Here is a 24,987-nt window from a genome sequence, read left to right as displayed (position 1 = left end):
CGGGTTTTTTCTTATCTGAAATTTGAGTCCCCTCATATTCATCCCCCTTAAGGCTTTCTTAAGACGAAATTATTACAGTACGACCATCACTACTTCTGCTCCGGGTTATTTTGTGAAGACCAACGCCTCTCAGTCTGACGCCATTACACCGACATTAAATAATACCTCAACAGCACTGACAATTAGGACAAACTCCCTTTACTCGCTGCCATTATCCTTTTATTTTTGGCAGGCTTTTGCATTGTTGATCAGTGGATTACTGCTTCTTGGGTTATCCCGCAACGAACAGTTGGATTGGCTTATCAGTCATTATTGGTTTGATCCCGCTTCACAACATTTTCCATGGGAAAATAATTATTGGCTGGATTTACTGAATCATCGGTTATTGAAAATCACCATTATCAGTGCCGCCATCATCACATTGTTATGGGGCATTTATCGCCGAAATGGGCGCTTAGTGGCCGCGATGTTGTTATTTGGCGTCGGCCCGCTGGTGATAGGGATTCTAAAAGCCACCAGCGCGCACTCCTGCCCTTGGGATCTTGTGGAGTATGGCGGTAAATCCCTCAGCTATCTGCTGATGGGGACTGCGCCGGTCGGTGCTGGCCCTGGTCACTGTTTCCCTGGCGGCCATGCATCCAGTGGTTTTGCAGTAATGGCATTGTTTTTCTTGTTTTACCCCGAGCGTCCACGGTGGGCTTTATTGTGTTGGTTCGCCGGTGTGAGTCTTGGCATGTTAATGGGTTTTGGGCAAATCATGCGCGGAGCGCATTTTCTTAGCCATAACCTGTGGGCAGGTTGGTGGGTTTGGCTTAGTCAGTTGGCTGTGTATTGGATGATAAGCGGTTATTACAACCATGCTAAGGGTATAGAATGATTGAACAAATGAATTACTTTTTCTTTTCCATGATAAATGCGACTCCAGCATCACCCCCATGGATGATTTCTTTTGCGACTTTTATCGCACGCGATTTGATTATGATTATCCCCGTGTCATTGGTGGGGCTGTGGTTATGGGGGCCGAAAAACAGCATGGATTCGCAGCGAGCCTTAGTGACAAAAACCGCCATCGCACTGGCTTTTTCTATGCTTTCAGCCGCTTGCATCGGGATGCTGATTCCTCATGACCGGCCTTTTGTCGTCGGTTTTGGCTATAACTTTATGAGCCATGCACCTGACAGTTCTTTCCCCAGTGACCACGGCACCGCTATTTTCACTTTTGCTCTCGCCTTTGTGTTCTGGCACGAATTGTGGTCCGCTATCAGCATGATGATTATCGCCGTCGCGATTGCAGGGTCACGTATTTATTTGGGTGTGCATTGGCCATTAGATATGGTGGGGGGATTTTTACTGGGGATTGTCGGCTGCCTGTTCGCACAGTTGGTGTGGAACTTGTTCAGCGAGGCTATTTCAGATGGGTTGAAGCGCATTTATTATGTGATTTTTGCCTTACCTATCCGCAGGGGATGGGTCAGAAGCTAATACCTTCGCGTTATTAATCTCACATTGCCAGCAGCTTAAATGCTGGCAATGCCCGCCCAGCATTCTGATTAAAAACAATCAATTACATCCATTCCCAATAAATTCACACGCTAGTTAACTGTTCATAAATGTAATTTAAATAACAAAACAAAATCAAAAACAGCTAATTATGTGAAAATAGCTTTGTTTTTTACTATAAATGTTACTATTATAACAGCGGAGCTAACTTACAGATGAATAAAGGATAATAATCATGACGATCAATTACGCTAATTATATTGACCATACCCTATTGGCAATGGATGCCACCGAAGAGCAAATTATTAAACTGTGTGAAGAAGCTAAACAGCACCATTTTTATGCAGTATGTGTTAACTCTGGGTATGTTCCAGTCGTGGCTCAGCAGTTAGCGGGCACCGCGGTTAAAGTGTGCTCAGTCATTGGGTTCCCACTGGGTGCTGGCCTGACCGAAGCAAAAGCTTTTGAAGCTCAGGCGGCCATCAAAGCTGGCGCACAAGAAATTGATATGGTTATCAATGTTGGCTGGTTGAAAAGTGGCAAAATTGCCGAAGTTAAAGCCGACATCAAGGCGGTGCGAGATAATTGCGCCTCCACACCGTTGAAAGTAATATTAGAAACTTGCCTGCTCAGTGATGCACAAATCGTACAAGTTTGTGAAATGTGCCGTGAGCTTGATGTCGCCTTTGTTAAAACCTCAACGGGTTTCAGCACCGGCGGCGCTAAAGAAGATCATGTCAAATTGATGCGCGCCACAGTAGGCCCAGTAATGGGTGTTAAAGCCTCCGGCGCGGTGCGCGATCGCGCTACAGCAGAAACCATGATTAAAGCGGGAGCGACACGAATTGGCACCAGCTCTGGTGTGGCAATCGTCTCAGGCCAGCAAGCATCGGTATCAAGCTACTAACTCATTATATCTCTAATAGATTTCAAGGTGCTGGAACGCGGCAGTAATAAGCGGGCAACTTGGAGGATGATGGACATCAAGCCCGGTATTGAGTGACACATTATTGCCGGGCTTATTTATTGGCTATGTACTGTATTTGTCATGCACTGTCTGGCACTCTTTGCTTTACATTTAATGGTCTTGAAAATAACTCGTCAGGGAAAGCTTATGGAAACTCGCCGTGCAGAACGCATCAATAAACTTAGTCAGGCCCTTAAGCGTTCCGACAAAATCCATCTGAAAGACGCCGCCAATCTGCTGCATGTTTCAGAAATGACGATTCGGCGAGATCTGAGTGCTGAGCCCACCTCCGTCATTTTACTCGGTGGTTATGTGGTGATGGACCCTAAGAGCAACAATGCCAATAACTATTTTGTCTCTGACCAGCAAGCCAAACAAGTCGAAGAAAAACGTCGAATCGGCCAGTTGGCGGCACCTCTTATCGTGGAAAATGACACCGTTTTTTTTGACTGTGGCACCACAATTCCTTCGATAATCGACGAAATAGATGAAGAACTGCATTTTACCGCCATCTGTTATTCCCTCAATACTTTCCTGTCCCTACAAGATAAACCTAATTGCAAAGTGATTTTATGTGGTGGTGAATTCAAACCTAATAACTACATTTTTACACCTATCAGCCAGCATAATGAGCTGGATAATGCTTGCCCAAACAAAGCGTTTATCTCTGCGGCTGGCGTTTCCATTGAGTATGGCGCTACCTGTTTCAACTTCGACGAGATCCTGGTGAAGCACCGCGCCATTGCCAAATCTCAGCATAAAATCCTGGTGGCTGACCACAGTAAGTTTGGCAAAATAAAACCCGCCAGTATCGGCGCATTAACACTGTTTGATTCTGTCGTGACTAACCGCCAACCTAATAGTGAATTTAGTCAGTTTTTTTTACAGCATAATATCAAAACCTACTGTTAGGCTTGATATTGCAGCAAAAATCTTAACCGCTTAAATACCGGGTGGGCAGCCCTACCCATACATTTCTCAGCTAAAAACTGAATTATATTTAAGCAGAATAACCATGTTTTCATTATGGCTATAAGGTATTTTTACTTATAATATTTTCAAAACGCAATTCCATTGTAGAATTAATATCCGCTAATATTTTAGTTTAAGGTAAATTAATTTAACATTTGACGTTGTTTTAATACGATCAAGTAAAAGAATAGCGTTATCTTATTGTCAGACAAATTACCCGCTGTCATTTTTCATATGACAAATAAACCATAAAATGCCAACAGGCACCCTCTGATTTATTCTACCGAACAATGAGATATATTGTTATTTACTTATTTCCTTGCTTATATCACCATCAACTTCAGTTGCCAGTCCGCACCAAAATAAAATTAAAAATACATAAATATCAATAAGTTGATTTAAATCGATTATTGTACATTAATGACATTCATCAATAAATCAGTGAAAAGCTTGATTTTCACTAGATTCGCAAGCGTGGTTAAAATATATTGCCCACCAAGAAAGAGAGGATAAGAAAATAGTTGCTTGTTTATTGTTCAATAAGAAAAAGCGCGTTTTAATTACTCTTATTGATAAGTTGTAAACATTCACTTAACAATCAGTTGTAAATTCGCAACAAATCACAGGAGGCGAGTTTATTGAGCATTTGCGAGCATGATCACGGTAGTTTTCACTACAAATAGCTATCTTGCCGCCAGCAAAAACTACTGTTCCTCTCAGAACAACAAAAATAGCCGATGAAGCGAATTCACTCACTTAAAATCGGTTAAATTTTACACTTTAACATTTAGGCTTAAATCACAACTACGACACCAAGTAATAAACCAGGGCACCCATTTTAAACAAATCGTTTTGACTGAATTTTTCGCCTGATAGTGTCGCTAAATAAGGCATTACAGGAACTTAACTTTCGGCTCTTAATTTTAAATTAACGTGTTCACATTGGAGATTTTTCATGGACACTACTCAAGCGGGCACCATTGCCTCCACGGGAAAAACTTCATCAAGCACATGGCGTAAAAGTGACACCATGTGGATGCTGGGTCTGTACGGTACAGCTATCGGTGCGGGCGTTTTGTTCCTGCCAATCAATGCCGGTATCGGCGGTCTGCTACCGCTAATTGTTATGGCGATCATTGCTTTCCCGATGACATTTTATGCGCACCGCGGCCTGTGCCGTTTCGTGCTGTCAGGTAAAAATCCTGGTGAAGACATCACTGAAGTGGTTGAAGAGCACTTTGGCCAAGGCGCGGGTAAGCTGATTACTCTGCTTTACTTCTTCGCTATCTACCCAATTTTGTTAGTCTACAGTGTGGCGATTACCAACACCGTTGATAGCTTTATTACCCACCAGATGCATCTGCCATCACCGCCACGTGCCATTCTGTCGCTGATCCTTATCATCGGCCTGATGACTATCGTGCGTTTTGGTGAGCACGCCATTGTGAAAGCAATGAGTATTCTGGTCTTCCCATTTGTTGCGGTATTGATGCTGCTGGCTGTTTACCTGATCCCTAACTGGTCAAGTGCCATTTTTGAGCATGTATCAATCGATGGTAACGGCACCGGTAGCGGCCTGTGGATGACACTGTGGCTGGTCATTCCGGTAATGGTGTTCTCATTCAACCACTCCCCAATTATCTCCGCCTTTGCTGTAGCAAAACGTGAAGAATATGGTGTTGATGCTGAGAAAAAATGCTCCCGCATTTTAGCTTTTGCTCACATCATGATGGTTGTTACCGTAATGTTCTTCGTATTCAGCTGTGTCCTGAGCTTGTCTCCAGCGGACTTAGCAGAAGCGAAAAGCCAGAATATCTCTATTCTGTCTTATCTGGCTAACCACTTTGATACTCCAATGATTGCTTACATGGCACCGGTCATTGCCTTTATCGCCATCACCAAATCATTCCTGGGCCATTACCTGGGTGCACGTGAAGGCTTCAATGGCATGATGATCAAATCTCTGCGCGGCAAAGGCAAAGAGATCAATCATGACAAACTGAACCGCATTACTGCAATATTCATGCTGGTCACCACCTGGATCGTAGCAACCATGAACCCAAGCATTTTGGGCATGATTGAAACCCTGGGCGGCCCAATCATCGCGATGCTGTTGTTCCTGATGCCAATGTACGCCATCCATAAAGTTCCAGCGATGCGTAAATACAGCGGTAAAGTCAGTAACGTATTCGTCGTCATTATGGGCCTTATTGCTATCTCTGCAATCTTGTTCAGCCTGTTCGGTAAATGATACTGACGCTGGCCAACCTCCACGGCCAGCGAATTATCGTCCACTGATAATCGTTTCAAATGCCGGTGCGTCCGCGCCGGCTCTATTCCACAGCAATGTCAGCAATTAAATAATTAGAACCTTTAAGAGGCTAATATATGGTCAGCGTTTTTGACATTTTCAAGATTGGTATTGGTCCTTCCAGCTCTCATACCGTCGGCCCGATGAAGGCTGGCAAGCTGTTTACCGATGATTTAATCACACTGGGGCATCTTTCTGCCGTCACCCGAATCACTGTTGATGTTTACGGCTCTTTGTCTCTGACCGGTAAAGGTCACCATACGGATATCGCCATTATTATGGGTCTGGCGGGGAATCTGCCCGATACCGTTGATATTGATGCTATTCCTGGGTTTATCCGTGATGTCGCAGCACGCGAGCGCCTGTTGCTGGCCAATGGCAGCCACGAAGTTGATTTCCTGGCAAACGGCGGGATGAACTTCCATGAAACCAACTTACCGCTGCATGAAAATGGCATGACCATCAGCGCACATGTTGGCGATGAATGTCTTTTCAGCAAAACTTATTACTCCATCGGCGGCGGGTTTATTGTCGATGAAGCTCATTTTGGTCAGCAAGACAGTAACGCGGTTGCTGTGCCCTACCCATTCAATTCTGCCCGTGATTTGCAAAAGCACTGTAAAGATACCGGTTTATCTTTATCTGGCTTAGTGATGCAAAATGAGCTGGCGCTGCACAGTAAAGCCGAGATAAGCGCGCACTTTGCCGCCATTTGGGATGTCATGCAGGCCGGTATCGAGCGCGGTATTAATACTGAGGGGCTATTACCCGGCCCAATGAGAGTCCCGCGCCGCGCCGCTGCGTTGCGCCGTATGTTGGTTACCACAGACAAACATAATGCCGACCCGATGATGGTTGTCGATTGGATCAATATGTATGCCTTGGCCGTCAATGAAGAAAACGCCGCTGGCGGGCGCGTAGTCACAGCACCGACTAACGGGGCTTGCGGGATCATCCCGGCGGTATTGGCTTACTACGATAAATTCATTCGCCCAGTGAATGAGAATTCCTACAGTCGCTATTTCCTGGTTTCAGGTGTTATTGGTGCGTTGTATAAAATGAACGCATCCATTTCTGGCGCTGAAGTGGGTTGCCAAGGGGAAGTCGGGGTGGCCTGTTCCATGGCCGCAGCGGGTCTGGCTGAATTGATGGGCGGTAGCCCGGCTCAAGTCTGTATCGCGGCTGAAATCGCTATGGAGCATAACTTGGGGCTAACTTGCGACCCGGTGGCCGGGCAAGTTCAGGTGCCGTGCATTGAGCGTAATGCAATTTCTGCCGTGCAAGCCGTCAACTCGGCGCGTATGGCATTACGCCGCACCAGTGAGCCAAGTGTCTGTCTGGATAAAGTCATCGAAACGATGTATGAAACCGGCAAAGATATGAACTCAAAATACCGCGAAACCTCCCGTGGCGGTCTGGCCATCAAGGTTGTAGCCTGTAACTGATCGTGACCTGTAACTGATTGCTATTAGCATAGAAACTTAAGGGCAGCTTGATAGTCGCCCTTAACTTATTGATAAAGCGAGTTATAACTTAGTGAGTGAAAGGTTGACCGCACCTCGGGGCGCTCCGACGGCTCATGCCGTTACGGCCCCAACGGCACGTTTCCCTTTCAATTGACTCTATCAGTTGTCTGAAAGCGGCTGACTAGCCGCCCTTTCTCTTATTAATCAATAACGTTAAAAACTAGCTAAACAACTGGCTAATTTTCATCATCACAAAATCCCAGATGCGGCTGAAGAACCCGCCCTCTTTGACTTCGTTTAATACCACCAGCGGGCGCTGATCAATAGTTTGCCCATTCAGTTGGAAATCAATAGTCCCGACCACCTGATGCTTCGCCAATGGCGCGCGCAATTCGGTTTCATTCAGCTTATAACTGGCTTTCAGATTTTTCATCTGCCCTTTCGGGATGGTGATGGCGGCATCCTCGGCCACACCCAACTCAGCCTGCCCGGTGTCACCAAACCAGACTTTCTGCGTCACAAAAGGCTTCGTGGCTTTAATCGGCACCACGGTTTCATAGAAACGGAAGCCCCAAGTCAGCAGTTTCTCACTTTCACTGAAACGCACTCGGTCACTGGGTGCGCCGAGCACGACAGAAATCAGCCGCATCGGCCCGTCGGTCGCTGAAGCCACCAGATTATGTCCGGCACCGGTGGTAAAACCGGTTTTCATACCATCGACGTTAATATTTGTGTTCCATAACAGCCGATTACGGTTTATCTGGCGGATTTTATTAAAGGTAAATTCTTTCTCTTTATGTAGGGCATATTCATCCGGAACATCACGAATTAGCGCCTGCCCCAATACCGCCATATCATGCGCGGTACTGTACTGCCCCGGAGCATCCAGACCATGCACTGTCATAAAATTGGTGTTATTCAGGCCGAGCGCTTTGGCGTACTTATTCATCAAGCCAACAAAACTGTCCTGACTGCCGGCAATATAATCAGCCAGCGCAATGCTGGCATCATTACCAGACTGAATAACAATGCCTTTATTCAAATCGGACAATTTCACTTGATCGCCCGGTTTCAAAAACATCAATGAAGAGCCGCGTAATGCCGGGTTACCGGTGGCCCAGGCATCTTTACCGACAGTCACTAAATCGTCCGGATGCACTTTACCGGCTTTAATCGCCTGCCCAATCACATAGCTGGACATGATTTTTGTCAGGCTGGCCGGGTCAAGGCGCTGGTCACTGTTACCCTCAGCCAGCACTTTTCCACTATTGTAATCCATCAATACATAGGCTTTGGCATCTATTGCCGGCGGCACCGGAGAGTCAGCTGCATGCGCATAAGGCAGTGCCAAGAGCAATAAGCCAGCACTGAAAGTCAGCTTTTTTAGCTTGAACGGGAGGATAAATTTCATCATGAGGTCGCCAGAGTATCCTTGCAAGTAATCGGAAATAAGTGGTATTCCCAGAAAAAACCACTGTCCAATTAGCGAAACAGTCTCGTTTTTTAACTGACACCGAAATAATAGCTTAGCCATATTCCAGTCCCTTTTCTAAATTTATCCCATTGCCGCATCAATTGGGCATAGTTTTACGTTTTGTTTTGTAAAGACGCTGTTTTCACTGAATATTGATGGCTATACGGCTAAGCATCTTCCTGTCTGAACGTCCCGACACCTAAGCATCTAAGCGCCCAAGCGTCTAAAAAACTCATAAACATATTCCAAAAAGGAATATAGATGGGTTATTTGTTCTTTTTAGTGCGTAAGCCGCTAGCGCTATTATCCCTGCAAGGTTGTTAACCAAAATCATTCTGTTAACTCAATTTTTACTGGAGTCAATAATGGCTATCCCACGCTCGGTGCTCTCTCTTATCGGCCACACCCCCCTTTTGGAACTGACCCGCTTTGATACCGGCCCGTGCCAATTATTTGTGAAGTTGGAAAACCAAAACCCTGGTGGTTCGATTAAAGACCGGGTCGCACTCTCGATGATTGAACAGGCAGAAAAAGAGGGCTTGCTACAACTGGGCGGCACCATTATTGAAGCTACGGCGGGGAATACCGGCCTTGGGCTGGCATTGGTCGCCGCGCTAAAAGGCTACAAGCTGATATTGGTGGTGCCGGATAAAATGAGCCAAGAGAAAATTTTCCATCTGCGGGCATTAGGTGCGCAAGTGCTGCTGACCCGCTCCGATGTGGGCAAAGGGCACCCGGCTTACTATCAGGATTATGCTCTGCGCCTGGCGCAGGAGACGCCGGGTTCTTTCTATATTGACCAGTTCAATAATCCGGCCAACCCCGCAGCGCACCGTACCTCAACAGGCCCGGAACTGTGGCAGCAAATGGGCGAACACATTGATGCCATTGTGGTGGGCGTCGGCTCCAGCGGCACCCTGAGTGGCCTCAGCCACTATTTCGCCGAGGTTTCACCCGCGACTGAATTTGTGCTGGCAGACCCCGCCGGCTCCATTTTGGCGGACTTTGTCGACAGCGACCATATTGGCGATGCCGGTAGCTGGTTGGTCGAGGGGATTGGCGAGGACTTTATCCCGCCCCTGAGTAACTTCTCGCAAGTGAAAAAATCCTACCGCATTGATGATGCTGAAGCTTTTGGCACCGCGCGCACCCTGTTACGCGAAGAGGGGGTATTGGCGGGCTCTTCAACCGGCACCTTGCTGGCGGCGGCATTGCGCTATTGCCGCGAGCAAACCACGCCAAAACGGGTAGTCACCTTTGTGTGTGACAGTGGCAATAAATACCTGTCCAAAATGTTCAATGACTACTGGCTGTTGGAACAGGGGTTACTGAGCAAACCTCAGTTGGGTGATTTGCGCGATTACATCACTTATAGCCATGAGGATGGGGCGACGATTTCGGTCTCGCCGCAAGACACACTGGCTGTTGCTCACGCGCGGATGCGCCTATATGACATCTCCCAGTTGCCGGTATTAGATGGCGAAAAGGTCGTCGGGCTCATCGACGAATGGGATTTACTGAATGCGGTACAAGCCGATGCTTCCCATTTCAAACACCCAGTCAGCAACGCGATGACTCGTGAGGTCAACACATTACAAAAAGAGGCCGATTATCAGTCTCTGTTGGCAACCTTTAATGACGGTCATGTGGCGGTAGTCCTGGATGGCGAGCGATTCCTCGGCCTGATTACTCGCACTGATGTTTTGAATACCTGGCGTCAAAAACTGGTTTAATTCTCTCTTATTAAGGATTTTTATCATGGCAAAGTTCGATACCCTAACCGTCCATGCCGGTTATACCCCAGATAGCACCGGTGCAGTGATGCCCGCGATTTACGCGACCTCCACTTTCGCACAACCCGCCCCCGGCGAGCACACTGGATATGAATATTCCCGCAGTGGCAACCCGACTCGTACCGCGCTGGAAAAGGCGATTGCAGAATTGGAAGGCGGCATTCGTGGTTATGCCTTTGCCTCTGGCCTGGCCGCCTGTTCGACAGTATTGGAACTGCTGGATCAAGGCAGCCATATCATTGCCGTGGATGATTTATACGGCGGCACCTACCGCCTGCTGGAGAAAGTGCGCAGCCGCACCGCCGGTTTGCGGGTCACTTATGTCTCTCCTGCGGACACCGCCGCATTGGAACAAGCCATTTTGCCGGATACCAAAATGATCTGGGTGGAGACGCCAACTAACCCATTGTTAAAACTGGCGGATCTGGCTACTATTGCCGCTATTGCTAAAAAGCATCAATTGATTAGTGTGGCCGATAATACTTTTGCCTCTCCTTATATTCAGCGCCCGCTTGATTTAGGATTTGATATTGTGGTTCATTCAGCCACCAAATACCTTAATGGTCACTCCGATGTGGTTGCCGGTGTTGCCACCGTAGGAAATAATCCTGAACTGGCAGAGCAATTGGGCTTTTTACACAATGCGGTTGGCGGGATTTTAGACCCCTTCAGTAGCTTCCTGACATTACGCGGTTTGCGGACTTTGGCTTTGCGCATGGCGCGACATAATGAGAGCGCCCAGCGCATCGCCGAATGGCTAGAGCAACAGCCGCAGGTGGAAAATGTGTATTATCCGGGGCTGAAAAGTCACCCGCAACACGCGCTGGCAGCCAAACAGATGGCCGGTTTTGGTGGCATGATTTCGGTGCGGTTGAAAGGCGATGATGAGTTTGCTCGTGCCGTCATTAAGCGCTCGCATTTGTTTACTCTGGCCGAAAGTCTTGGCGGCGTCGAAAGCTTAATCAGCCAACCCTATAGCATGACCCATGCATCAATCCCACTGGAAACCCGCTTAAAACACGGAATTACTCCGCAACTCTTGCGTTTATCCGTCGGGATTGAAGATACCGAAGATTTGATTGCAGACTTAGCACAAGCCCTGAATGGCTAAGATTTAATAAGACAAATACGGTAGGAATAGCGATATTCCTACCCTAAGTCAACCGTACCCGCGCTAAGCCGTCCGTTGCCACACATGGCCGCGCTCTTCAAAAATTAATCTTTCCATCGATTGTTGTACTTCAGAATCCACCAATATGCGCAAGAAATGCCCCACATCACTGGTTTCATCAATAGATTCCGCATAAAGCGCCCGCAAAGCGACATCAGCGGTTCTTGGCAAACTGGTTTGCCCTTTCTCCCAACGAGCAACTGTTTGGACATCCACGCCAAGTAGTGTCGCGAGTGCTTTTTGAGACATATTCATTTCAATCCGTATAAATCGGATTTCACCAGCGACTAATGGATTACAACGATTGACTAATATTCTGCCAATAAGTTGATGTAAACCATCCACATCATCAATACTGGTAAACTGCTCACCATCAATAACGTCATAGTGATAACCATTAGCCAGCCACACTGTGGTTAATCCACTTTCCGTGTAGTGATACATGAATTTCTCTCCCTTACTTAATCATCACCGTAATAACATACGCAGCCGGTGTATCCTCATGCCGTTTCAGTACAGCAACGACTTCAAGCACATCCCCGGCAGCAATACCTTGCAGGTTGAACTTCCAATCGCCAGCCGCAGTTTGGTGCGGCACCTCAGTAAACCGACTGTGCTTGCTGGCAAACACATGTAAAATTTGTCTCAGTGTTACGCGCCGCTCAGACATCCTTTGTTTAGCATGTGTACTCATACGAATGAGGCCAGTGTGATTTATCGCCAAATCTTTCACTATTTTACGCGCTGAAATAGCGCTAAGTGGGAATTCTGTGATAGAAATTCCCTGATAGCGCGAAGGTGTATTAGATTCCATTCAATTACCCCTCTCTTCTTTACCTATCATTTTGATAGGTTAAAAAGAGGACGTCAAGAACAGACAGAGAAGAAAAGAGAAGAGAAGAGAAGAGAAGAGAAGAATGTGGTGTTCGTCGGAAAAAGACCGATATTTAGCGCCGATGAGCTAATGACCTAACCCACCTATCACCCAGACTTTGTACGCCTTGCACTAAAATAACTAATATCACTAACGTTGCGACCATCACTTCATTATTAAATCGCTGATAACCATAACGAATAGCCAAGTCGCCCAAACCGCCGCCGCCAATAACACCGGCCATGGATGAGAACCCCACCAGCATCACCACGGTTAATGTCACCCCGGCTAATAAAGCGGGTAAAGCTTCCGGCAATAACACTTTTTGAATCACATGCCACGCGGACCCTCCCATAGATAAAATGGCCTCAACCCGCCCTTTATCAACTTCATCCAACGCCGCTTCGACCACTCGAGCAAAAAATGGAATAGCCCCTAAAGTGATGGGCACAATGGCCGCGGTGCTGCCCAATGTGGTGCCGATAATCCAACGGGTAATAGGAATGAGCGCAATCAGCAAGACCACAAAAGGCATTGAGCGCCCCAGATTCACAATGGCACCAACCAATGTATTCACGCGGGGAGCCGGTAGCACTCCATTAGGGCGCGAAACAAATAATAAGACCCCCAATGGCAGACCAATCAATACCGTAAAAAAGGTGGCAACCACCACCATATAAATGGTTTCACCGGTCGCATTGACCACCAACTCCAATAGATCCTGCCAACTCATGCCGCTGCTCATATCAGTTCAGCCCTCACACCACGCTCATTCAAGAATTGTAAGACTTCCGTTAAATTCAACCCGCCGTCTGGGTGGCTGAAATCAACTTGTAAACGCCCGACTCGTTGACCCGCGATAGATTCAACCCCACCTCCCAGCAGGGTGACTCCGATCGCATGAAGCTGTGATAATTCACTGAGTACCGGCGAGGCCGATACCGTATCAAAGAATGTCAACTCCGCCACCGGAGTACCGGATAATGATGCCGCGCCGCGCGCAGGCAGCAACGCGCGCCCTAAACGGGAGTGAGGAGAAGACAGTAAATCCGCTATTGCGCCAGTTTCAACTACCCGCCCACGTTCCAATAAGGCGGCGGTATCGCAGATGGATTTCACTACATCTAACTCATGGGTAATCAACACGATGGTTAACCCCAACTGGCGATTGATATCACTGAGCAGCGCCAATATCGAGGCAGTAGTTTCTGGGTCTAATGCACTGGTGGCTTCATCCGATAATAAATAGGCCGGTTTGGCCGCCAGCGCTCGGGCGATCCCAACCCGCTGTTTTTGCCCGCCCGATAATTGCGAGGGAAAAGCCTGGGCTTTATCGGTTAATCCGACTAAATCCAGTAACTCTGCCACACGCTTTTGCCGTTGAACTTTCGGAATGCCCTTAATTTCCAGCCCAACAGCAATGTTGTCCCATACATTACGTGAATGAAGTAAGTGGAAATTCTGGAAAATCATGCCGATATTCTGCCGTTGCAGACGTAATTCGCGATCAGAAAGAGTGGTTAACTCGCGGCCATCCACTTGAATACGGCCCGAAGTGGGCCGTTCCAGTAAATTTAAGCAGCGGATTAAGGTACTTTTACCCGCCCCGCTGCGGCCAATAATACCGAACACCGAGCCGGTTGGGATCTCCAGCGATACCTCCTCCAGAGCCACCATCGGCAGCCCCCCTTGTGCATAGGTTTTACTCAGGCGTTCGATGCTAATCATGATTTAATGCCTGCCACTGGAATAACGGAACCGGCATATTTCTCAGTAATAAACTTCGCCACTTCCGGTGACTGTAAATCCTTTGCTAACTGTTTGATGCGTGGGTCATTTTCCAGCGTGGGTGTGGTCACCAGAATATTCGCATAAGGGTTACCGGCCGCTTTCTCCAGTCCCAATGCATCTTTTGCCGGGTTTAATCCAGCTTCCAGTGCATAGTTACCATTAATCACAGCTAAATCAACATCATCCAGTGAGCGAGGGATCTGCGGTGATTCAATCTCCAGGATTTTCAGGTGTTTGGGATTGCTGGCGATATCCTTAGGTGTGGCCTGATGCTTCGCCGGGTCAGTAAAGCCCGGTTTTAAGGTGATCAAGCCCTGATCTTGCAATAAATAGAGCGCCCGGCTGAGATTAGTTACATTATTTGGCACGGCGACAGTGCCTTTATCCGGCACATCAGCAAAGGTTTTATGTTTATGAGAATAGACGCCCAGTGGCTCAACATGCACGGTAGCGGCTACAGCAAACTTCTGCCCCAGAGCTTGCTCTTGAGAGCGCAGATAAGGAACATGCTGGAAGTAATTAGCATCAACATCACCGTGGGCTAACAGCTCATTGGAGTTTACGCCATTGGGGATCTCAATGATTTTTAGATTCAACGATGGATCAAGCTTTTGCACAAATTGCAGAATTTCTGCATGTGGTACCGGATCAGCCGCGACCCGCAGAGCTTCGGCTGCTTGTGCCGATAAAGTAAAAGTGGAGGCCAAAGCGGTCAACAATGCTGTGCGCACCAAGCCAGAAATACGTGTTTTAGTCATCATGGTCTTTGTCATAATTATCATCCCAAAAAGTAAGTTTTTATAATTTAATATCAATAAGTTGTGCTGGCCGTAGCCGCCGTTTCTGATGGTGTAACCACTTCAGGATAAAATTGCTGCGCCACATCTGGGTGAGAGCGCAAACGCCCTTTGAGATAATTCAATCCGACATCACGGAACAGCGGATTATGCGGGTCACTCGCCGGGCCACGGGCCTCTGCTGCCAGTTCTGCGGTTAACGGGTACAAAGGAACCACCGCGTCTAAACGCGCGCCGAGGAAAAAGGCGATGGACAAGCGGTCGGTGCCCGCCGGTGGTGTTTCGACCCGATGCACCGTGGCACGCAAATAGCCATTACTGGCCAGCTCCAGCAGTTCACCAATATTGACCACAAAAGTGTCCGGCAGTGGCTCCGCATCAATCCAGCGCCCCTCTTCTACCTCAACCTGCAAACCGCGTTGCTGGTCTTGCAATAAGAAACTGAGGAAACCGGAGTCTTTATGCGCCCCAACCCCCTGCCCGCTTTGAGTCGTTTCTCGCCCCGGATAGCGAATCAGTTTGATATGTTCATTGGGTTTATCGCCATACAACTCGTCAAAGGCGTTTTCATCCAAATTCAATGCCAAAGCAAAGGCGCGCAATAAGCGCAATGCCATGCCGGTCATTTCGCGCTGCCATTGCAATAAGGTCGGTTTTAATTCAGGTAGCGCTTCAGGCCACTGATTTGGGCCTTGCAACCGCGCCCAGCTTGGCGTGCCCGGTGTTTGAGGTAATGGCGTGCGCTCAGCGCCAATATCGAACTGTTCGCGCCAATCTGGCTGGCCGCGAGTAAGTTCTGAGGCCGCACGGTTATAGCCGCGAAAATGTGGTGAGCGCACCATCGCCACCGCCAACTTCTCTTCATCAGGCAGAGCAAAAAATTCACGTGAAAGAGTTTGGATTTGCTGTAATAACGCGGGGTCAATCCCATGTCCGGTAAGATAAAAAAATCCAATATCTCGTGCGCCATGGCGCAAGTCGGCTAAAAATGCCTGACGTTCAGCTTCACTGCCATTGAGCAATGAGAGATCCAATAAAGGTAAGATATCGGCATTAACCGGTGACTGATTGTTTAAGTTTTGGTGACTCATTTTTCACTCCAGGATGTTCAACGGGCTGTTTTTTCTGCTCAGAACCAATGAAAACTGGACAACCATACAAACGAATAATCAGCATATTCAGCTCCTGAGCTGTGGGGTGAAAGCAGGCAGTCGACAACACTCTCTCTGTGGCCTTAAATACCCGTCATACTTCAAGCTGCATCTGCGTTGGTTGCTTTCCTGCAATTCAAATTATTTAGGGTGGTTAGTGCCATTAAAAAACTTTTTAAGAGCGTTCTCGACTAGATACTTATCAATTTATATCCAAACGATATAAACAATTAACACCGAAACTCAGCAGCACACCAATATCAATCCGTTCTATGTTATTTCTTTCATTATTTTGTCTTATTTAATCGCTAGGCTGATTCGCTTTCCTATTTGGGTGGAAAGTATTAGCTTAACGACTGATACCCGTTATTCCGGTGGGGAATTGCCCGATGCCCAGCACTCGTACTGTTAATTTTCACTTCAATCGATTTGCCGACCTGGGGGTGACTTCATGGATTTAGCCCTGTTTGATCTTGATGAAACATTGATAAGCGATGACAGTTCTGGCCTATGGCTGCGCTGGCTGGTGGATGAGGGGCTTGCGTCCCATGAACTGGCAGAACAAGAACAGTATTTAATGAAACAGTATTATCAGGGGAGTTTGTCGATGTCCTGCTATATGGAATCGACCTTATCGCCCTTGGTTGGAAAACATAGGGTCGAAGTGGCGGGTTGGGTTGAGCGTTTTATCGCGCGCGATATTTTGCCGCGTATTTATCCTCAAGCCAAGAAATTGCTGGCCTGGCACCGCGACCGGGGGGATTACATTGTCATTATTTCAGCCACCGGTGAGCATTTAGTTAACCCCATTGCGCAGTGTTTTTCGGCTAATGCAGCATTGGCGATCGGCGTCGCGGTGGAAGATAACCGCTATACCGGCAAGACCTACGGCACCCTGACTTACCGCGAGGGTAAAGTCGAGCGGCTAAAACAGTGGCTCACGGAATCGCCCCTGTTAGACTTTCAACACACCTATGGTTACAGTGACTCAATCAATGACAAACCCTTATTGGAATATGTTGATCGCGCCGCAGTGATCAATCCGGGTACTGAATTGGTGGACTTAGCAATTTTACATGATTGGGATATCCATCATTGGCAACGACGTTAAACATGACCGGAGTTTGATATGCTGACAATCTGGGGTCGGAATAATTCGACCAATGTCAAAAAAGTGCTTTGGTGTCTGGAAGAGTTGGGGCTCAGTTATGAGCGAATAGATGCCGGTGGCCAATATGGCCAGTTAAACTCGCCGTTATATCGCTCACTGAACCCTAATGGCCTGATCCCTTGCTTGCAAGATGATGATTTTATCCTGTGGGAGTCCAACACTATTGTGCGCTATCTGGCAGCACAATATGGCGCCAATACCCTTTACCTGCCGGATGCAAAACAGCGGGCTGCCGCTGAGAAATGGATGGATTGGGCGACATTCAGTATTGCGGCGCCGTTTAAGAGTGTGTTTATTGGGTTGGTGCGCACTGCGCCGGAATTGCAGGATAAAGCCCAAATTGCTCATGGTATTGTGCAATGGAATACATTAATGGCGATTGCCGATGAAGCCCTGAGCAAACAAAGCTATCTTTCGGGCGATAAATTCGGCCTCGGTGATATTCCATTAGGCTGTTTGGCGTATGCCTGGTTCAATCTGTCGATTGAGCGCCCACAGTTACCGCACTTACAGCATTGGTATCAAAACCTGACCGAAAGAGCGGCATTCCAGAAAGTCATTGATATTGGCCTAAGCTAATTAGATAAGGGGAGCTATGTTGGCTCCCCCTACAGCTTCAAGTACAAAACCTATCTCCAAAGCAATTGGAGTCGCAGGTAGGCAGCCAGCGAACGCATCCCGATGAGCTTACTTATGTAAGTGATTCGGGTAAGTGAACGCAGCTAACCCCCGCGGCTTCAAGTACAACATCTATCTCCAAAGCAATTGGAGTCGCAGGTAGGCAGCCAGCGAACGCATCCCGATGAGATTATTCAAGCAATGCCAACAACCAGTAAGTGATTCGGGTAAGTGAACGCAGCTAACACCCCTGCGGCTTCAAGTGCGAAGGAGATTAGAAATCGTAGCTGGCACCTACCATATAACGGCGACCATCCAGAACTTTATCATTCACTTCGATATCTACGCGTTTATCCAGCACGTTATAGACACCCCCCATCAGACGGACTTCTTTTGTCAGCTGATAGTTAGCGCCTAAGTCCACAAACGTATAAGACGGTGTGGTTTTCCCCATACTGGTACGGTCAAGGTATTCCGAGGTTTTACCGCGGTAGTTAGCTCGGATCCAGGTTGCCAGCTCTTCATTGGCTTGCCAGTTCAAGGTGCCGTTTAACATGTGTTTTGGCATTTGGTTCAATGGTTGACCGGAGAACTGCCCGCTCTTTTGCTCAGATTGAGTAAAAGTATAGTTTGAGGTCAGTGACCAGTCTTTGTTGATATCCCAACCAAATGTTGCTTCTACACCGCGCGTCATGGCTTTATCCACGTTGGTGCGGTCACTGATAAATTTGTAAGGAGTGCCATTGATAGTGCATTGGCCTGACGCATTGCCGGTGGTATCCGTACAGCGGCGCACTTCAGTGATTTTATCTTTAAAATCAGTATTAAACAGTGTCACACCCGCATTCATACCTTCCTGGTCATCCCAGAGAATGCCGATTTCCTGGCTGATACTTCTTTCGGGCTTCAGGTTAGCATTGCCGACAATAATGGCCGGGTCACCTCGCCCGCCACCGGTGATTTGCCCCCAATTATCAGTTGCCTGGCGCAAATCAGGTGAGCGATAACCACCGGATACCCCACCTTTTAATGTCCATTGTTCAGCTAAATGCCAAACACCGTACATCCGTGGCGTCCAGTGAGTACCATAGTTTTCGTCCTGATCCATACGAATACCACCGGTCAGAGCGAAATCATTGGTCATTTGCCATTCGTCTTCAGCAAATAATGCCCAACTCCAGCGCGTTAATTTGGTGAGATCTTTAGCTGAAGCTAACTGATTACCTTTATCAGATAACTCTTCATAGCGATATTGGCCACCAAGAATTAACGTGTGGCTATCAAACAGGAAGGAGGTTTGGCTATTAAAGACATTATCGACGCTTTTCATTTGGCGCGATGGGTTACGAGTTTCGTCGCGCTGAATATAGCTGGTTGAATTACCAAAATCATAATAACCGTGGTGAGTCACCGCATAATTATTACGGTCATATTGTACGTCACTGCTTTTACCGTTTAACGCCACTGAACGCCCGGCAGTTGTATTTCTATCTTGCACATAATGGCCAATATCAAAGTCAAATTCGTTTTTATCATCCGGTGTTAAGGTAAATGTCGCGGCCCCGTTTCTTAAGCGCTGTTCATTATAGCCATCGATAATTTTATCTTCGCTACGATGAGACAGTAAACCGCTAACTTTTAATCCCAATAAGCCATCAATTAATGGGCCAGAGGCATAGGCGTTAGTTTGATAAATATCGCCGGAATTAGAATCTTCCTGCAAGGTGGCATCTGCACGCACGGTGCCATGCCATTCTTTACCCACTTTACGCGTAATAACGTTAATGACCCCGCCCATGGCGTCCGAACCATATAAAGAGGACATTGGGCCGCGCACCACTTCAATACGCTCAATAGCCGCCAGCGGGGGTAACCAACCTTGCTCAATACCCGAGCCGTCGCTGTTTGGCCGCGTGCCACGAGTATCAACCCGCTTACCATCCACCAGAATCAGGGTGTATTTCGCCGACATCCCACGAATACTGATATCACTGTGACTACCGCCGCCAGTGACAACTACCCCCGGCACATCTTTCAGCGCATCAGTAATATCGGTATAGGCTTTATTCTCAATTTGTTCGCGGGTCACAACAGAAATAGACGCCGCCGAGTCTTGAATGCGTTGTTGGAAGCCTGTTGCTGTTACCACCATAGTCTCTGTTGCGGGGGGATTAGTTTCAGCAGCAGATGCCTGAGATGAGATAATTGTCGCGATAACCAGTGCCGCAGAATGCGATTTTCTGAAAGTCATTGTTCTTTCTCCATGAGATATAAACTTATTCAGTTCCTTTTCCATCAGGTTATTTTGCCTGTAGCAATGCCGCCTGACGGGCAGGTGATAAATATTATTTTTATAAAAAACCGGCAATAGCTCACCAAAGCAGAAATAGCGCTTCCAACGATTTCTGCTTAATACATAATTATTATTTTATAAAAAACAGTTACTTCTGAAATAAATTCCTTACATCCCAGGATTAATATTAACCACAGCAATAATAAGGCATCAGAAATATTGACTAAATAGTTGGCTCCGTCACCAACCCATCAATTAATACTTGGGGCGTCCCTTGTGAACAGCGCTCAATACGCCCTTTCACACCATAGACCTTGGCCAAACTTTGCGGCGTAATCACCTCTTCGGGTAAACCATCCGCAATCAACGAACCGTTTTGCAACATCAGCACATGGTCGCCATGACGCAAAATAATGCTCAGGAAGAACGGCACACCCACCAGCGAAGTGACAATCCCGACCGAAATAATGACACCAGGAATCAGGTTTTTTGACGCAATCGACGCCATTGACAGCACCAGCGCAGATAACATACTGATACATAACAATGTTCCCAACCGTAAGCGGCGAACATCAATACCAAAACAGATGGCCCGGTCTTCACCTAAATGTAGCGCCATCAGCTTCCACGAGCTCATCATCAACAAAGGTAGCATCAGGGCATAAGGTAGACGAATATCCCAGACGATAACCCGAGTCCCTGCATCTGCACTGGCCGGGTCAATGAGCGTCTGCCACAGGGACGACAGTGTCAGGCCCGATGGCCCCATAGTGAAGTCCAGTAACAAGCAGCCGAAGATAGCTAACACCAACACGCCCATGATAAGCAGGCGGTGGCGCACAATATTCTTATAACGCCCCATAACACTGGCATCTGCCTGGCTAGAGATTTTTGTCATGGGTTCTGTGGATACACTCATTTATTTCAGCTACCAGCTGTTATTTCAGCGACTGAATATCAATATGGCGCTAACAATAAAACAAACGATAATACTTATCAATAAGATTGCTATAACTATTTTGACGCAAATCCTTGTAAGCACTTATTTTATAATGTTATTTAGTCTATGCGGTGGGGGATATTCATAATGTCTAGCGGGGAATGAAGCGAAGTCAGCGAAATTATTTGCTTAATGTTGTTCAAATAATCATCAGCTCATCGTCCTAAAAAAGGGCGATAACATTATCGCCCTATAACATTATCGCCCTTTCATCTACTGCATCATTTTGTTAGTCAGAAATCAGCACTGTTTTTTTAGGTTCCTGATCATCATAACTTTCATCACGCCATTTCGGGAATTCCATATCTTTGTATTTGATAACCTTAGTGCCACGACTGAGCTTATAGCCGAACCAAATCACCAGGAATAATGGAATGCCAATATAGGTGGCGGTCACGCCATACCAATCAATACGGTCTTGCAGGAATGCCTGATAGTTCTGACCCAAAGTAATGATCAAACACAGTACAAAAGCAAAGATTGGCCCCAGCGGGAAGAAACCCGACTGATACGGCAAATCGTTCAAATCGCGGCCCTGCATCATATAGCCCCGGCGGAAACGATAATGACTGATAGCAATCCCCAACCAGGCGATAAAGCCAGTCATACCGGAGGTATTCAGCAACCACAGATAGACAGTTTGATTGCCAAACATGGAGCTTAAGAAGCACAAGCCCGCAACTACGGTGGTTGCATACAGCGCATTACGCGGCACACCGCCCTTAGACAATTTAGCGAAAATACGTGGCGCTTTGCCCTCTGAAGCCAGGGTAAACAGCATGCGGGTTGAGGCGTACATCCCCGAGTTACCTGCGGATAATACCGCCGTCAGAATAACCGCATTCATTACCGCCGCCGCCGACAACAGGCCCGCATTCTGGAATACCAAGGTGAACGGGCTGACGCTGATATCTTTGACATCATTACGCAACAGACTTGGGTCGGTATACGGGATAATCAAACTGATAATCAGAATAGCGAAGATATAGAACAGCAGAATACGCCAAAAAACCTTACGCACTGCGCGTGGGATATTTTTGGCCGGATCTTTTGATTCGCCGGCCGCGATACCAATCAGTTCTGTCCCCTGGAAGGAGAAACCGACAATCATCGCCACACCAATCATCGCCGAGAAGCCACCGGCAAACGGCGCGTCGCCAATGGTCCAGTTGTGCCAGCCCGCAGTCTCACCGCCTTTCATGATGCCGCTAATCATCATTATGCCAATAATGATGAAGATAATAACTGTGGTGACTTTAATCAGTGAGAACCAGTATTCCGCTTCACCAAAGCCTTTGACTGAGATGTAGTTCAGTAAAAACATTAAGGCGAGGAACAGTGCACTCCAGATCCAACCGGGCGCATCCGGGAACCAATAATTCATCACCAATTGTGCCGCGACCAGGTCAACGGCGATAGTGACCGCCCAGTTGTACCAGTAGTTCCAGCCAAGGGCGAAGCCGAAGCCTTCCTCAACATATTTTGAACCGTAAGTCGAAAATGAACCCGATACCGGCATAAACGCCGCCAGCTCACCGAGGCTAGTCATCAAGAAATAAACCATCAGGCCAATCAATGCATAGGAGAGCAATGCTCCACCTGGGCCTGCCTGGGATACCGTCGCCCCTGAGGCCACAAATAAACCGGTACCAATAGAACCACCGATAGCAATCATGGCTAGATGCCGTGATTTAAGCTCTCGGCGTAAGCGCTGCGCACCCTGCTGCGCGGGGATTTTAGTCTGTGGCTGAGTCATTCTTACCCTAATCCGCCCTTAAAAATGAGGCGGGATTGTAACAAATCCCATCGCCTGTGTGAGGAACAATGCGCTGATATAAGATACCTTCATGATCCTAGCTGAATTATTAGCAAAAGCTCAATTATCAGAATAAATGCAATCCCACGGGGTATTCTTGCCGTAACAACCCTTTATAGTGGTGTAAAACACTTAAAACCCTATGCCGCATACCGCGAATGCGCTTTGATAAATCCAGCGGCTCAAGGCTCTTCTTGGCAATAACTTAGAAAACGTTGCAAAGCATTTGAGATGTGTTTTTGCCGATGATGAATCAGATATAACGTCCTGATCAGTGGCGGCAAAGGAATATTAAGTTCAATCAGTTCACCGCTGGCAAGTTGATCGGCAATCACTCGCCGCGACAAGCAACTGATTCCTATGCCATAACGCACCGCCCGCTTAATGGCTTCAGAATGCCCCAGTTCCATAACCAATTTAAAATGGGGCAATTTTGCCAACAATAAATGGTCGAGAACTTCACGCGTCCCCGAACCTCGCTCACGTAAGATCCACGCGGCATCAGCCAGCTCCTCTAGCGTCAGCATTTTATGGCATAACGGGTTATCGGGCGCAGCAAACACCACTAATTCATCGTGCAGCCAAGCTTGTGTCATCAATTCTGGCATATGACACGGCCCTTCAATCAGGCCCAGATCACCGCGAAAATCGGCTACCGCTTCAATCACATCCTGACTGTTACCAATATTCAACTCCAGCGGCGTTCCAGGGAAATCACGCCGATATTTAGCAATCATACCCGGCAACATATAATTGCCGATGGTGCTACTGGCGGCGATGCGCAATGCGCCTAAATCCTGCAAGAAAAGTTGTTCAATTTCTACAGCCTGATCAAGAAGTGATAGTGCTTTGGGGTAAAGTAACCGCCCATGCTCATTAGTAACTAAACGCTTACCGACCCTATCAAAAAGTTGTACCCCTAATTGCCCTTCCAAATCCGCCAACGCGGCGCTGACTGCCGATTGTGAAAGTGCGAGCACAACCGAGGCTTGTGTCGTAGAGCCGCTTTTTAGCACCTCAGTAAAGACTTCAAGTTGACGTAAGGTTATGTGCATAAGAGTCTCTTTCATAAATGAAGGTGATGGGTATATAACCTCGATTACCCTACAAGACTAACACTTCTGAGTAAAATTCGGCGATCATCAAGGATGAATTTAAGCAGTAAAATACTATTTATTATCATCGGCACGAAAGAAAACACGATAAATAATCGTGCCAATCGCACAAATAATAACATTAAAAATCAACCATATAATTAACAGGTAGCTGAATGTATGAGATAATGGAATACCACGTTCGCTCTTAAACGGATTAAAATGAGGTAGCGGTGTAATATGGAAAGGATTCAAGTTATATAACTTGAAAAAATAAGCAACTAAATAAGGTGGGGTCAATAAATAAATAAGTGGCGCAATTATCAAGATCATCCACAGTGATTTTTCTGGTTTTACTTTTTTCATATTAAAACCTTATATCATCAATTATTAATGTTGTAATTCTAACATGGCTCCTGGTTTTACTCATAAGCTCCAATCCAACAATCCAAGTTTATATTCACAGCAATGGCCTTTTATGGCACCTGTCGGTTGTTCCGATGCTTTAAAGTTACTCATACAGGTATAAACGCATTGAACTGTTGCTTTTATCGACATACTCTCTCTGTGATATGCTAACTCATTGTATATTCTAAGTATAATTATTATTTATTAGCTTAGAAATTAAAATGTGAACAATGGGTTTTCATATCTGAAATATATGGATGCATTTCACTTATGAGGTATTTCTTATGAATAATAGTCTTAAATATATATTACTTTCCTTA

At 46.9% G+C, this 24,987-nt stretch carries 22 protein-coding genes and 1 pseudogene; 10 read left to right on the top strand and 13 right to left on the bottom strand.

Features of this window, described 5'->3' with window-relative positions; translation table 11 throughout:
- Positions 1 to 205 precede the first annotated feature (205 nt).
- The 6 genes from FTA91_RS13295 (at position 206) to FTA91_RS13270 (ending at position 7,195) form a co-directional block, all read left to right on the top strand.
- On the top strand, positions 206 to 877 hold the full coding sequence (locus FTA91_RS13295; RefSeq protein WP_050113160.1) for a phosphatase PAP2 family protein: 672 nt from the start codon (positions 206 to 208) through the stop codon (positions 875 to 877).
- Complete coding sequence (gene ybjG / locus FTA91_RS13290; RefSeq protein ID WP_186366637.1) at positions 877 to 1,482, top strand: undecaprenyl-diphosphate phosphatase; 606 nt, start codon at positions 877 to 879, stop codon at positions 1,480 to 1,482. The genes FTA91_RS13295 and ybjG overlap by 1 nt, the downstream gene beginning before the upstream one ends.
- A 253-nt stretch (positions 1,483 to 1,735) precedes the next feature.
- A complete protein-coding gene (gene deoC, locus FTA91_RS13285) occupies positions 1,736 to 2,407 on the top strand; it encodes a deoxyribose-phosphate aldolase (RefSeq protein WP_050113070.1) in 672 nt (223 codons plus the stop codon).
- Between the two features lie 207 nt (positions 2,408 to 2,614).
- Positions 2,615 to 3,379 carry a DNA-binding transcriptional repressor DeoR gene (gene deoR, locus FTA91_RS13280; RefSeq protein WP_050113069.1) on the top strand — a complete coding sequence of 255 codons (765 nt, stop codon included), beginning with the start codon at positions 2,615 to 2,617 and terminating at the stop codon, positions 3,377 to 3,379.
- A gap of 1,015 nt (positions 3,380 to 4,394) precedes the next feature.
- Complete coding sequence (locus FTA91_RS13275; RefSeq protein WP_050113068.1) at positions 4,395 to 5,690, top strand: HAAAP family serine/threonine permease; 1,296 nt, start codon at positions 4,395 to 4,397, stop codon at positions 5,688 to 5,690.
- A 137-nt stretch (positions 5,691 to 5,827) separates the two neighbouring features.
- Positions 5,828 to 7,195 carry an L-serine ammonia-lyase gene (locus tag FTA91_RS13270; protein WP_050113067.1) on the top strand — a complete coding sequence of 456 codons (1,368 nt, stop codon included), beginning with the start codon at positions 5,828 to 5,830 and terminating at the stop codon, positions 7,193 to 7,195.
- Between the two features lie 241 nt (positions 7,196 to 7,436).
- On the opposite strand, the gene FTA91_RS13265 is transcribed toward FTA91_RS13270, so the two are convergent.
- Positions 7,437 to 8,630, bottom strand: coding sequence for a serine hydrolase (locus FTA91_RS13265; RefSeq protein WP_050113066.1), 1,194 nt, complete (start codon positions 8,628 to 8,630; stop codon positions 7,437 to 7,439).
- Between the two features lie 425 nt (positions 8,631 to 9,055).
- Between FTA91_RS13265 and FTA91_RS13260 the strand changes: the two genes are divergently transcribed.
- Positions 9,056 to 10,423 carry a pyridoxal-phosphate dependent enzyme gene (locus FTA91_RS13260; RefSeq protein ID WP_145536161.1) on the top strand — a complete coding sequence of 456 codons (1,368 nt, stop codon included), beginning with the start codon at positions 9,056 to 9,058 and terminating at the stop codon, positions 10,421 to 10,423.
- Positions 10,424 to 10,448: 25 nt separating this feature from the next.
- Positions 10,449 to 11,594, top strand: a complete 1,146-nt coding sequence (locus FTA91_RS13255) for a trans-sulfuration enzyme family protein (protein WP_145536160.1) — start codon at positions 10,449 to 10,451, stop codon at positions 11,592 to 11,594.
- Positions 11,595 to 11,657: 63 nt separating this feature from the next.
- Here FTA91_RS13255 and FTA91_RS13250 read toward each other — a convergent pair whose 3' ends face one another.
- From FTA91_RS13250 to FTA91_RS20405, 7 genes are all read right to left on the bottom strand, one after another.
- On the bottom strand, positions 11,658 to 12,098 hold the full coding sequence (locus FTA91_RS13250) for a helix-turn-helix domain-containing protein (RefSeq protein WP_050113063.1): 441 nt from the start codon (positions 12,096 to 12,098) through the stop codon (positions 11,658 to 11,660).
- 13 nt (positions 12,099 to 12,111) lie between these two features.
- Positions 12,112 to 12,468: a DUF4258 domain-containing protein gene (locus tag FTA91_RS13245; RefSeq protein ID WP_050113062.1), complete on the bottom strand. Its 357-nt coding sequence runs from the start codon at positions 12,466 to 12,468 to the stop codon at positions 12,112 to 12,114.
- Between the two features lie 133 nt (positions 12,469 to 12,601).
- Positions 12,602 to 13,273, bottom strand: a complete 672-nt coding sequence (locus FTA91_RS13240) for a methionine ABC transporter permease (RefSeq protein WP_050113061.1) — start codon at positions 13,271 to 13,273, stop codon at positions 12,602 to 12,604.
- Positions 13,270 to 14,256: a methionine ABC transporter ATP-binding protein gene (locus FTA91_RS13235; RefSeq protein ID WP_145536159.1), complete on the bottom strand. Its 987-nt coding sequence runs from the start codon at positions 14,254 to 14,256 to the stop codon at positions 13,270 to 13,272. The genes FTA91_RS13240 and FTA91_RS13235 overlap by 4 nt, the downstream gene beginning before the upstream one ends.
- On the bottom strand, positions 14,253 to 15,077 hold the full coding sequence (locus FTA91_RS13230; protein ID WP_050113159.1) for a MetQ/NlpA family ABC transporter substrate-binding protein: 825 nt from the start codon (positions 15,075 to 15,077) through the stop codon (positions 14,253 to 14,255). Before FTA91_RS13230 ends, FTA91_RS13235 begins: the two co-directional genes overlap by 4 nt.
- A 53-nt stretch (positions 15,078 to 15,130) precedes the next feature.
- A complete protein-coding gene (locus tag FTA91_RS13225; RefSeq protein WP_186366635.1) occupies positions 15,131 to 16,207 on the bottom strand; it encodes an isopenicillin N synthase family dioxygenase in 1,077 nt (358 codons plus the stop codon).
- A complete protein-coding gene (locus FTA91_RS20405) occupies positions 16,170 to 16,292 on the bottom strand; it encodes a hypothetical protein (protein WP_264751673.1) in 123 nt (40 codons plus the stop codon). The genes FTA91_RS13225 and FTA91_RS20405 overlap by 38 nt, the downstream gene beginning before the upstream one ends.
- A 426-nt stretch (positions 16,293 to 16,718) precedes the next feature.
- Here FTA91_RS20405 and FTA91_RS13220 point away from each other — a divergent pair, with 426 nt between their 5' ends.
- Both FTA91_RS13220 and FTA91_RS13215 read left to right on the top strand, forming a co-directional pair.
- Positions 16,719 to 17,378 (top strand): HAD family hydrolase, encoded by a 660-nt coding sequence (locus FTA91_RS13220; RefSeq protein ID WP_050113058.1) that lies wholly within the window; start codon positions 16,719 to 16,721, stop codon positions 17,376 to 17,378.
- Between the two features lie 18 nt (positions 17,379 to 17,396).
- Positions 17,397 to 18,017, top strand: coding sequence for a glutathione S-transferase family protein (locus tag FTA91_RS13215; RefSeq protein WP_050113057.1), 621 nt, complete (start codon positions 17,397 to 17,399; stop codon positions 18,015 to 18,017).
- 313 nt (positions 18,018 to 18,330) lie between these two features.
- On the opposite strand, the gene FTA91_RS13210 is transcribed toward FTA91_RS13215, so the two are convergent.
- The 5 genes and pseudogenes from FTA91_RS13210 to FTA91_RS13190 form a co-directional block, all read right to left on the bottom strand.
- Positions 18,331 to 20,307: a ligand-gated channel protein gene (locus FTA91_RS13210; protein ID WP_050113056.1), complete on the bottom strand. Its 1,977-nt coding sequence runs from the start codon at positions 20,305 to 20,307 to the stop codon at positions 18,331 to 18,333.
- Between the two features lie 430 nt (positions 20,308 to 20,737).
- Positions 20,738 to 21,268, bottom strand: a pseudogene (locus FTA91_RS13205) (iron chelate uptake ABC transporter family permease subunit); the annotation flags it as partial.
- A 310-nt stretch (positions 21,269 to 21,578) separates the two neighbouring features.
- A complete protein-coding gene (locus tag FTA91_RS13200) occupies positions 21,579 to 23,105 on the bottom strand; it encodes an amino acid permease (protein ID WP_050113053.1) in 1,527 nt (508 codons plus the stop codon).
- Between the two features lie 242 nt (positions 23,106 to 23,347).
- Positions 23,348 to 24,220 carry a DNA-binding transcriptional regulator YeiE gene (yieE, locus tag FTA91_RS13195; protein WP_050113052.1) on the bottom strand — a complete coding sequence of 291 codons (873 nt, stop codon included), beginning with the start codon at positions 24,218 to 24,220 and terminating at the stop codon, positions 23,348 to 23,350.
- Positions 24,221 to 24,334: 114 nt separating this feature from the next.
- Entirely contained in the window at positions 24,335 to 24,625 is a 291-nt protein-coding gene (locus FTA91_RS13190) for a hypothetical protein (protein ID WP_050113051.1), read from the bottom strand.
- Positions 24,626 to 24,987 lie beyond the last annotated feature (362 nt).

This window comes from Yersinia thracica, from assembly GCF_902170565.1.
Taxonomy (GTDB): Bacteria; Pseudomonadota; Gammaproteobacteria; order Enterobacterales; family Enterobacteriaceae; genus Yersinia; species Yersinia thracica.
This window is presented reverse-complemented; position numbering and strand designations above follow the sequence as displayed.